This window comes from Alicyclobacillus pomorum DSM 14955, assembly GCF_000472905.1.
Lineage (GTDB): Bacteria > Bacillota > Bacilli > Alicyclobacillales > Alicyclobacillaceae > Alicyclobacillus_A > Alicyclobacillus_A pomorum.
The window spans coordinates 82009-92467 of record NZ_AXAR01000014.1 but is presented as its reverse complement, the minus strand read 5'-3'; the positions used below and the strand labels follow the sequence as shown (position 1 = coordinate 92467).

Below are 10459 nucleotides of genomic sequence, written 5' to 3'. Positions count from 1 at the left end.
GCGATCATGACACTGCGGGCTCNTACGCGACCGTCCTCCCGGACTTTGACCACGAGAGCATCCACCAGCAGAAAAGGGTAACGGTGCTCCTTGAGCGGCCGTTCATTCCAGGCTTGTACAATGGTATCCAGGCGTTTGCAGAGCGCGGAGACGGTGGACTTGGAGAACTCCGTCCCACACAGCTCCTCCGTGATTTGCGCCACCTTTCGCGTCGAGACCCCTTGGACAACCATCTCCATGAGAATGGGCTGAGCGTAATGGTCAACACGGGTATCCCTTAGCTCAATCCGATTCCAAGTCTCTAAGCCGTTCCACAACAACATCATTCCGTCGTTTTTAGATGTATTGACAAAAAGTAAGTAACTATAGTATTGTAATCAACGGGTAAGGCAAAACGGATGGAGTACAATTTGATTCTCATTGCAATTGCCATTGGTGTCGCACTGATTCTGATTGGCGCCGGAGCGTCTGCGCTGAAATCTGGTGAGGGGAGCGGACTACACATGAGTCAAGGTATTTTGGGGATTCATCACATCACTGCTATGGCGGGTGCCGCACAAAAGAACGTGGATTTTTATGTGGGTGTTCTTGGACTTCGATTGGTGAAAAAAACGGTGAATTTTGATGCACCGGATGTGTATCACTTCTATTACGGGGACACAGTGGGCAATCCCGGAACCATCATGACATTTTTTCCATTCGGGGAAGGTCCACGAGGAACGAGCGGAGCCGGACAGGCGACCGTTACGTCGTTTTCCATTCGTCATGAATCGATTGAATTCTGGACCCAGCGGTTAAAGGAACATGGCGTATCTTTTAGCGGTCCGGAAGAACGCTCACACCAAAGACAGGTCATTTTGTTTAGAGATCCCGATGGAGTGGCCTTGGAATTGGTTGCACATGAAGGTGCCGATTCGCGGCCGGGGTGGGAAGATGGACCGGTGCCCAGTGAGCACGCGATTCGAGGGTTCTATAGTGTCACGGTGAAAGTCAGAAATCACGCGCCGACATTCGCGCTTCTGACGGAGGTGATGGGATTTCGTTTGCTGGAGGAGGTTGGGCAACGCTACCGGTACGAAGTGGGCGAAGGCGGAGCTGGAACCATCATTGATGTGATTCGTCAACAAGACGCTCCGTACGGCAGAAATGCCATCGGCACCATTCACCATGTCGCATGGCGTGTGGCCAACGAGGATGAACTTCTCCAGTGGCAGTCCAAATTAAGGGGCGCAGGGATGCGCGTAACCGAAGTGAGAGATCGCAACTATTTCAAGTCGATTTACTTTCGTGAACCAGGCGGCGTACTGTTCGAATTAGCCACCGATCCACCGGGATTTGCGATTGACGAATCGGTCGAAACCCTTGGCACGGATTTGAAACTACCGGAATGGCTGGAATCGTCCCGTTCACAGTTGGAAGCACAGTTGCCACCCATTCAATCTCCAACCATTGCGAGGTGAAGATGGTGGACTTCATACACAAATTTATTCCGTCCAACACGGGTGACAACCAGATCACGTTGGTTCTTTTGCACGGAACGGGTGGAAATGAAGAAGATTTGATACCCCTTGGACAATTCTTGGCACCAGATGCAGCGTTGTTGGGGATTCGGGGTAAAGTCCTTGAAGGAACGGCACCTCGATTCTTTCGTCGCTTAGCGGAGGGCGTATTCGATGAACAGGATCTCATTTTCCGTACACATGAGCTGGCCCGATTCCTTGAACAAGCGACCAAGGAGTATTCGCTGAACCCCTCACGACTGGTGGCTATAGGCTATTCCAATGGGGCAAATATTGCAGCCGGTTTGCTGTTGCTTGAGCCAAGCATTCTCTCGGCGGCGGTGTTATTCCGTGCGATGGTTCCGCTTGAACCTGAAAAGCTACCTAAGCTTCATGGAAAACAAGTGCTCATGCAGTCAGGAAGACACGATGCGATTGTGCCACCTCATCATAGTGAGCGGTTGGCGGAACTTCTAAAACAAGCAGGCGCTGATGTTACGCTCAACTGGCAGAACACTGGACACGGCTTGACGAATCCCGAACTCGCGATGGCAAAAGCGTGGATGAAAAAACTTGCATTGTAATTGTTTAAGGTTCCGCCCGCTGGTTCTAGCGGGCGGAACCCTTCATTATCGGGAGCTTTTCACAGGGCTACATCCTTAGGCTACACGTGGGCTTATAGAGCAAATGTCCAACATCATCGTCATGTACAGGTAGACAGTGCCTTGTCACGTGAATCTAGGATTATGACAACCGAATCCTGTCAATCGACATCGTGTCATTTTGTCGATACATTCGATATGATGAAATATATTGTAGAATAGTGGAACAAAAGAGAAGCATGGGTTGGGGAAGAGGTACAAAAATGGAAAACGGAGAGAGGGACACTGTACTCGAGTTGCTAGAGAGAGAAAGAGGCCGGCTTGCCAGGGACATCCACGATGGCCTAGCGCAGTCGTTGACCAACACGGCGATGCGCCTGGAGGTGGTCAAGCGCCTATTGGAATCCAACAAGGTGAATGACGCCGTGAGAGAGGTTGAAAGGTTGCAGAGCCTGTTGCGTATGACTGTGAACGACCTGCGCCGCATGATTTTTGATCTTCGCCCCGCTTTGTTGCAGGAAGGCCTCGAAAAGGCAATGCGAATGTACGCGGAGCGTTTTCAACAGGCGTTTGGGATACCTGTCTTGGTTGCGGGGACATGGTCGGACAAGAAGTTTGATCACGCGGAAGAAATCTCGCTATTTCGTATTTTTCAAGAGTTGCTCAATAATGTACATAAACACGCGCAGGCGACAGAAGTCAGGGTTGAATTCTACCGTACCGAAGGATGTTGTGGTTTCCGCGTGCAGGACAATGGACGCGGGTTCAATCCGAGTGCGGCGTCAGCAAAGTCGTTCGGGTATCAGGGCATGCAGGAACGAATTTCTTTTGTGCAAGGGCATTTGAGGGTAACCTCTGTGTTGGGGCAAGGAACGTGTGTGGAGTGCGAGGTGCCGATTCGGCATGACTGACAAGTGGCACGAGGGGTTTCGGCACTACCAGCGCGGTAACTACTATGCGGCCCGCGATATATGGAAGAGCATCATGAAATCCGCCGAGGACGCAAACCAGAGAGTCCGTGCTTGCAACAGCCTTGGCGCAGTTTACAGCATTTTGCAAGGGCCCGAACAAGCCCTTCCGTATTTCACCGAAGTCTTGGCCATGGTGGAGCGCATCAACCCGGAGGATCCCTTGCGGATTAAGTATCTCAGCAACATGTCCTGGGTCATGACCTATTTGGACAACGCCAAGTTCGCCGTGCACTACGGCCAGGAAGCTGTGAAACTGTTAAATCTCGAACAAGCCTATGAGTCGCTGTTTGCCTTGAATACGTACATGATGGCGCTCTGTCGGTTTGGATTGCAAGATGCGATACTGCGCCACGCCTGCGAAATCACCGATTTCATTGAAAAAGCGGCACAGCGCGAAGGTGTGGATAAGGTAGATGTTGCGCGCAGTTTCCACTTCATGGGCCGTGCACATTACTGGGCCAAAGATTATCACCACGCATCGTATTATTATCAACGAGCCGTCAGCGTTCACGAGATGCACACGACCGTTCAGGAGCTGGCTCGGGTACAGTTGCTTCAGGGGCGGTTGGAAGAAGCCCTTCAACAGATTTCGAAACTGTACCAGACGCTTTGGATGGAATGGATCACCATGCAAAAGGTGGACCTGGCAGACACCATGGTACTGATTGGCATGATTGCGTATTTTGCCGGCCGCAGCCATCTGTATCGCCGCTGCATGGAGAAGTCTGAGTTGTACTATGGGCAATCTTTGCGATGGAACCAATGGGCCTTCGTTCGCGCCGTCGAGGAGACATTGTCCACCATCCACGTACCGTGTTCAGCAGATGCACTCGATTGGACGACATGGGAGCACTGCCTCGACGACATGTCGCTGTTGGACGGCATCGAGGCGATGTTTCCGTCCCTCTTCCGGTGGTCTCAGGTGGCAAATCACCTCACAGTGCGCCTGGCCCATCACGTGACCGACGATTTCAGTGCAGTTTGGCCCCTGATTCGCATCGCTGGACGCATGGTGTATCTCGGGATGACGGCTCTTGCCAGCCACGAAAGTGAAGCGCGTGCACTGCTGGCGGATACTCGTGCGCAGCAAGACATTTCTTGCTACGGAGCCCGTATCCTCGATGCGTATCCGCATGCTTTTGCGTACAGAGACTTAGTCAGGTATTACCGGGATGGAACGGTGCAAGACCTGCCGCCTCGTATGCGTACGCTCGCGCAGTGTATTGGCATGGCAACAGAGTTTGTGGAGTGCGTTGAACTCCACCAAATGACGCACCAACAAGCTGTGGAATGCATTTTGGCGACGGGGCGCTCTCGGTATGATGCAGACGTGTTGGCTGCATTCCAGCAGGAGACGGGGCTGGGCGGCTAGGGGAAATACAGCCCATCCAATGCCAGATCAACGGCCTGTTGTACAGTGTTCTTGAATTTGTCAACAGGATTTTCGCGAATCATGTCGAAAAGTCTCGAAAGAAACCTATTTCGAGACTTGTTTTGTCTGTCGACCCTTTGGCTGCAGATGAACAGGTGTTCGACGACGTTTGACACCTGGGGCTTGGCAGGGTCGACTAGAGTAGCCCGTGGCTCGTCGACGCTGCGAAAATATGCATGAGGAGTGCTTCTATGATAGAAATGCAGGACGTTTGGAAGGAGTACCCAAACGGCGCAAAGGCGCTGAATGGCATCAACGTGCACATCACGAAAGGCGAATTCGTGTACGTGGTTGGGCCGAGCGGCGCTGGCAAGTCTACGTTCATCAAGTTGATGTATCGCGAGGAACGCCCAACCAAAGGGCATATTTTCGTCAATGGGTTCAACATTGAGCGCCTCAAAGACCGCAAAGTTCCTCTCCTGCGGCGCAGTATTGGCGTCGTCTTCCAAGATTTCAAGCTACTACCGCAACTGACCGCTTATGAAAACGTCGCGTTTGCTCTCGAAGTGATTGGAATTCCCAAGCGTCATATCAAGCGTCGTGTCATGGACGCGCTCGACTGGGTTGGGTTGGCGGACAAAGCGGAAATGCTACCGTCTCAGATGTCTGGCGGGGAGCAGCAGCGAATTGCGATTGCTCGCGCGTTAGTGAACAACCCTGCAGTGATTATTGCCGACGAGCCAACAGGGAACTTGGACCCCGATACGTCCTGGGAAATTATGAAACTGTTCCAACGCATCAATGACCGTGGCACGACCATTGTAATGGCAACGCACAACAAGGAAATTGTCAACACCATGCGCAAGCGGGTGATTGCGATTGAAGCTGGTCAAATCGTAAGAGACGAAGAAAAAGGACTGTACGGATATGACGATTAGAATGCTGGGTCGACACCTCCGCGAAGGTTGTAAAAACTTACTGAGAAACGGGTGGATGACGTTTGCATCCATCAGCGCTGTTGCGATTACACTTCTGATTCTTGGTGCCACCTTGGTCATTGCGCTCAACGCGCAGCAGTTGTCCAACTACGTGGCAGGGCAGTTGCAGGTGAACGCCTATCTGAAGCAGAACGTCTCTTCTGCACAAGCTCAGCAAATCACGGCAGAAGTCAAGGCGTTGCCAGGCGTCTCCTCGGTTCGCTATGTGCCGAAACAACAGGGGTTCAAGGACCTCCAACAGCGCTTGGGGAAAGATTATCAGGATGTGTTGCAAGGGTTCTCCAATAAGAACCCACTGCCGGACAAGATTGTGGTGCAAGCGGCTGACCCTAAACAGACACTCAGTATTGCTCAAAAGATTCGAGCGCTGCCTGGCGTCGATAGAGTCGACGACGGAAAACAGGTGGTGGACAAGCTGTTCCGTTTCCTCGACCTTGTCCGCAACATCGGTGTGGTGTTTGTCGTGGGACTCGTGGTCATGGCGATGTTCCTGATTTCGAACACCATCAAAATTACCATCTTTTCGAGGCGGCGCGAGATTGAAATCATGAAGTTGGTAGGTGCTACCAACTGGTTCATCCGTTGGCCTTTCCTCACAGAAGGTATTATTATTGGGGTCGTGGGGGCTGTGCTCCCATTTGCCATCATTGCGTACGCTTACCACAGTGTGTATGCGCGCTTGGGCGGAACCTTTTTGGCGGTCGCATTCCCCTTGATTCCGACAGCCCAACTGGCGCAAAAACTGGCGTTGGTGATGTTTGGGCTCGGTATTGTGATTGGTGTATGGGGAGGTATCATGTCCGTCCGGAAGTTCTTGAAGATCTGACGGTTCCGCGAAACGAGGCCGGTCCGTAGCGGATCGGCCTTTGTATTGGACCGAGCGCACCCGGGAGGGGTTAGTCAACTTGACGCAAAAGACACGCACTCCGTTTCGAAACGCGTTCGCCAACATCCTACTCGGCGTCGCCATCGGCGCGGCCGTGACCTTGTTGGGACTGAAAGCTGCTGGTGTGCCTCTGCAACCAGGTCTGGACACGCCGGCTTTTCGGAAATTTCTTTCCATCTATACTGACCTACATGACAAGTACTTCAAGGCGGAATCGGATACAACGCTGATCAACGGTGCAGTAGACGGAATGGCAAAGTCGTTGGGAGATCCGTTCACAGAATACTTGCCGCCGACGGATGCCATGCAGTTGCAGAATATGTTGTCTGGATCGTACGTCGGCATCGGGATTACCATCGAGCAAGTCAATCACAAGTTGGTGATTCAGGCTGTCTCCAAGAACGCGCCCGCAGACAAGGCGGGTCTGCGGCCACAAGACGTCATTGTCAAAGTCAACGGGACGTCACTGGCCGGCATGTCGTTGGACAAAGCGACTTCGCTATTACTGGGACCGAAGGGAAGTCAGGTCACATTAACGGTGGATCGGCCTTCCGTACCAGGCCGCTCGCTTACCTTCACCATGAAGCGGGCTCAGATTCCCAAGCAAACGGTATTTTCGAAGATGTTGGACAAGCAAATTGGGTATCTACAGATCACGGTGGTTGCAGATCACACTGCGGACGAGGTGAAGCAGCAACTGGCCAAGCTGCAGCAGTCTGGGGCCAAACGTATCATTGTCGATTTGCGTGGTAATCCGGGAGGTTACCTGGACGAAGCGGTCAACATTGCGGGCAACTTCATCCCGAAGGGCAAGGTTGTCGTGCAATGGGTTGGGAGAGATGGTGGCAAGAACGTGATGAAATCTCCCGGACCGGGGATTTCACTGCCCATCGTCGTCCTGATGGATGAAAATACGGCGAGTGCCGCAGAAATCCTCGCAGCTGCACTGCACGAAGACGATGGTGCGCCACTGGTCGGCACCAAGTCGTTCGGGAAAGGTACGGCGCAGACGACCGTTTCCTTCTCCGATGGCAGTTCGTTCAAGTACACGATAGCCAAGTGGCTCACTCCCAAAGGCGAATGGATTCACGGGAAGGGGCTTACGCCAGACGTCCCCGTCAGTCTCCCTGCATTCACGTCGCTGCCGCCCGTTGATGCCAACCAATTGCCACTGCGCCCGAATTCCAACAACAGCAACGTAGCGATTGTGCAAAAATCGCTACAGGCGTTGGGCTACTCGGTGGATCGGACGGATGGATACTTTGATGTCAGCACGGAGGATGCGGTGAAAAAGTTCCAGGCGTCCAATCAACTGCCGCAGACGGGCCTGGTGGATGCGCAGACGGCGAACCAGCTGCAAACAGCCCTGTCTGATCTTGCGGCACGTTCCGACACACAATTACAAAAAGCGGAGCAGGTTGCGTTGGAACATTCCTCCTAGGATTCACTGTTGCTCGCGAAGCAGGACAAATGACCCGTTTGTCGAAATGAGTCTGTACGCATGGTTGGTACAGACTTCTTTTTTTGACCAAGGAAGGGACGACTTGATGTTTTCTAGTTTCCATACTCAACAACTTGAGCACGCAGTGCTGCACGGCTGTGTCACGCTGCTGCTCAATCCGATGGTCTACGTAGGGTCCTTTCTGGCGGTCTGGGAGCTACTGCGGAACGCGAAGGCGGAACGCAAGTTTTTTGGGATTCGTTTGACGAAAGTTCGTGGGCCGATACTGCGGCAGCTGGTGCTCGGTATTGTGGTGGGGCTGGTCCTGTCCGTTCTGCTGAGTGTGGCAGGCGCCATGGTGACGGAGCGTGAAATCTGGGTCGTCACTGTCATCAGTTTGCTGCTCGCACTGATCCGCGTACGCTTTTTTCAGATTCAATACGCCGTGGGATTACTCACTCTTTGTCATGTTGCGATTCGATATATCCATCTCCCGCACATGGCTTTCCTGCCAGCGGTGAGCTCGTTTCTCCGTGAATTTCACAGCGCCAGTTGGCTGGCTGTCGCCAGTGGCGCTGGTCTCGCCAGCGCGGTCTTGCTCCGGCTGAATCGAAGGACTGGAGCGGCCCCTGCCGTGGTCCTGGGCAAGCGGGGCGGTACGATGGGCGCCTTCGTGGTTCAACTGTCGTTCTTATCCGCGGTATTCTTGCCGGTGCCTGGTTCTGATGTGGTCCTCGAGAAGATGAACACAGGGTGGCCCTGGCTGGCTTCGGCCGTCGGAGGGCTCAGTCTCGCCTGCATCCCGCTGTTCACGGGGATTAGCGCCTTGTTTACGTCACAGCGGCCGATGGAAGGCATCCGGCGCGTCGCGCGTTGGAACCTGTTGACAGGACTTTTATTGGCAGGCTGCGCAGGTTTGACGGTGCGTCTGGATGTTGTAGGGTCGTGTGTCGGCGCCATGCTGTGTATTGGAATCCAGGAGTTGCTCTCCTGGTGGATAGAGAGACGCGAACAGCGCCGGGACTCGCTTTTTTCCGCGTCGAAACTCGGGGTGAAAGTGCTTGACACGATTCGAGGGTCCGTGGCGCACGCCATGGGGCTGTTGCCCGGTGAGGTCATTACGCATGTAAATCAAGTCCCTGTGCACTCGACCTACGATTTACACTTTGCGTTCGAACAGAATCCCGTGTACGCCAAACTTCAGGTCCTGGATTTGCGGGGTGAGGTTCGCTTTGTTGGTAAACCCGTGTACGAGGGAGAGCGGCATCAACTCGGCATCATCTTTGCGCCGGACACCAACGGTGGATTTGGCTATCACTGGATGAAAGCGGGTCTGTTTCAGTCGCTGTACCTGCACATTTTGCCAGCGACGCAAACCCGCGAGGTGTGGTCAGACACGGGCGCGAGAATGTCCGGAGAGACGCCGTAATGGTTGTGGTGACCGCCAGACGAACCGCGAGGAAAGAGACATAGAACAGAGCGGAATTATCCTACATCGAAGACCGACATCGCGCTGCAGCGCGGATTTTAGAAAGCGCCGGCGGATATGCGCCGACCATGGGGATTATCGGTACGGTCATGGGGCTGGTCCACGTCTTGTCGGATTTGAGCAACGTGGACAAGCTTGGACCACAGATTGCGATGGCCTTCACCGCTACTTTGTACGGTGTCGCCAGTGCCAACATCATCTGGATTCCGTTGGCTACGAAGTTGAAGCGTCGAAATGAGGAAGAAATCCTGGAGAAGGAAATCGTCATGGAGGGGATCCTCTCCATTCAGGCGGGTGAGAATCCAAACATTCTCGGCCAAAAGCTCCGCGCCTTTCTGGCACCGTCTCTGCGCGAACGCAAAGCGGCTAAAGTGGGTGAGGTACATGCGGAGACGGCGGAGGGATAATCCGGAGGGCCAAGAGAACAATGAACGCTGGCTGATTACATATTCCGATTTGATCACACTGTTGATGATTTTCTTTGTGATTATGTACGCCATGTCAAAAGTGGATGTTGCGAAATTTATGACGCTCACTCAGTCGTTGGCTGCTGCAATGCACAATGAAAATCAGATTCCGTTGAAGGATCTAGGGACAACAGGTCTTGTGGTGCCGGCGAATCCCCAGGATACTGGGAACAAGAAGGCGACCGGCGAGAGTGAAGAGGACAAGAAGATGGACAACCTCTTTCAACAGGTCAGTCAATACATCCAGGAACACCACCTTCAGGAGAACGTCAGCATCGTCTCGCAACCGCGCGGTATTCAAATTACCCTGAAGGACGTTGTCCTGTTTGACACTGGTCAGGCGACCATCAAGCCGGGGGCGAAGCAGCTTCTGGCAGGCTTGGTGCCGTTCTTTCGGACATTAGACAATCCGATTGTGGTGGAAGGGTATACCGACAACCGGCCCATCTCCACTGGCCAGTATCCGTCCAACTGGGAGTTGCCCGCTGCGCGTGCGACGGGCGTTGTCCGGTTTTTCGTGAGCCAGCACGTAGATCCCAACCGATTGACCGCATCTGGCTATGGCGAATACCATCCGGTTGCACCGAACGATACAGAGGCGCACCGACAAGAAAATCGCCGGGTGAACATCGTCATCCTCCGAGATGCCCCCGTGCAAATGCAAGACAGTCAGCATTGAGGCCCAGTACAGCTGCTTTTCAAAGGGAGATGGCTTTGGAAGCCATCTCCCTTAC

General features: G+C 53.4%; 9 protein-coding genes and 2 pseudogenes. 10 read left to right on the top strand and 1 reads right to left on the bottom strand.

The features are described from left to right. Positions 1–242: pseudogene (locus YWK_RS0113865) on the bottom strand (transposase); the annotation flags it as partial. Positions 243–410: 168 nt separating this feature from the next. Between YWK_RS0113865 and YWK_RS0113860 the strand changes: the two are divergent. The 10 genes and pseudogenes from YWK_RS0113860 (at position 411) to YWK_RS20005 (ending at position 10404) form a co-directional block, all read left to right on the top strand. Further along, positions 411–1460 carry a ring-cleaving dioxygenase gene (locus YWK_RS0113860; RefSeq protein WP_245578620.1) on the top strand — a complete coding sequence of 350 codons (1050 nt, stop codon included), beginning with the start codon at positions 411–413 and terminating at the stop codon, positions 1458–1460. A 14-nt stretch (positions 1461–1474) separates the two neighbouring features. Beyond that, positions 1475–2083, top strand: a complete 609-nt coding sequence (locus tag YWK_RS0113855; RefSeq protein ID WP_415782826.1) for an alpha/beta hydrolase — start codon at positions 1475–1477, stop codon at positions 2081–2083. A gap of 281 nt (positions 2084–2364) precedes the next feature. Further along, positions 2365–3012: a sensor histidine kinase gene (locus YWK_RS20020; RefSeq protein WP_051375606.1), complete on the top strand. Its 648-nt coding sequence runs from the start codon at positions 2365–2367 to the stop codon at positions 3010–3012. Then, positions 3005–4444 (top strand): tetratricopeptide repeat protein, encoded by a 1440-nt coding sequence (locus tag YWK_RS0113845; protein ID WP_026965274.1) that lies wholly within the window; start codon positions 3005–3007, stop codon positions 4442–4444. Before YWK_RS20020 ends, YWK_RS0113845 begins: the two co-directional genes overlap by 8 nt. A gap of 251 nt (positions 4445–4695) precedes the next feature. Then, positions 4696–5382, top strand: coding sequence for a cell division ATP-binding protein FtsE (gene ftsE / locus YWK_RS0113835; protein WP_026965273.1), 687 nt, complete (start codon positions 4696–4698; stop codon positions 5380–5382). Continuing rightward, entirely contained in the window at positions 5372–6268 is an 897-nt protein-coding gene (gene ftsX / locus YWK_RS0113830; protein WP_026965272.1) for a permease-like cell division protein FtsX, read from the top strand. The genes ftsE and ftsX overlap by 11 nt, the downstream gene beginning before the upstream one ends. A gap of 79 nt (positions 6269–6347) precedes the next feature. Then, on the top strand, positions 6348–7769 hold the full coding sequence (locus YWK_RS20015) for a S41 family peptidase (protein ID WP_051375605.1): 1422 nt from the start codon (positions 6348–6350) through the stop codon (positions 7767–7769). 103 nt (positions 7770–7872) lie between these two features. After that, positions 7873–9198 (top strand): PDZ domain-containing protein, encoded by a 1326-nt coding sequence (locus YWK_RS0113820; RefSeq protein WP_169727186.1) that lies wholly within the window; start codon positions 7873–7875, stop codon positions 9196–9198. A 62-nt stretch (positions 9199–9260) separates the two neighbouring features. After that, positions 9261–9665 (top strand): annotated as a pseudogene (locus YWK_RS20010) (motility protein A); the annotation flags it as partial. Next, positions 9643–10404, top strand: coding sequence for a flagellar motor protein MotB (locus tag YWK_RS20005; protein WP_035467089.1), 762 nt, complete (start codon positions 9643–9645; stop codon positions 10402–10404). The pseudogene YWK_RS20010 and the gene YWK_RS20005, both read left to right, overlap by 23 nt. The last annotated feature ends 55 nt before the right edge of the window (positions 10405–10459 follow it).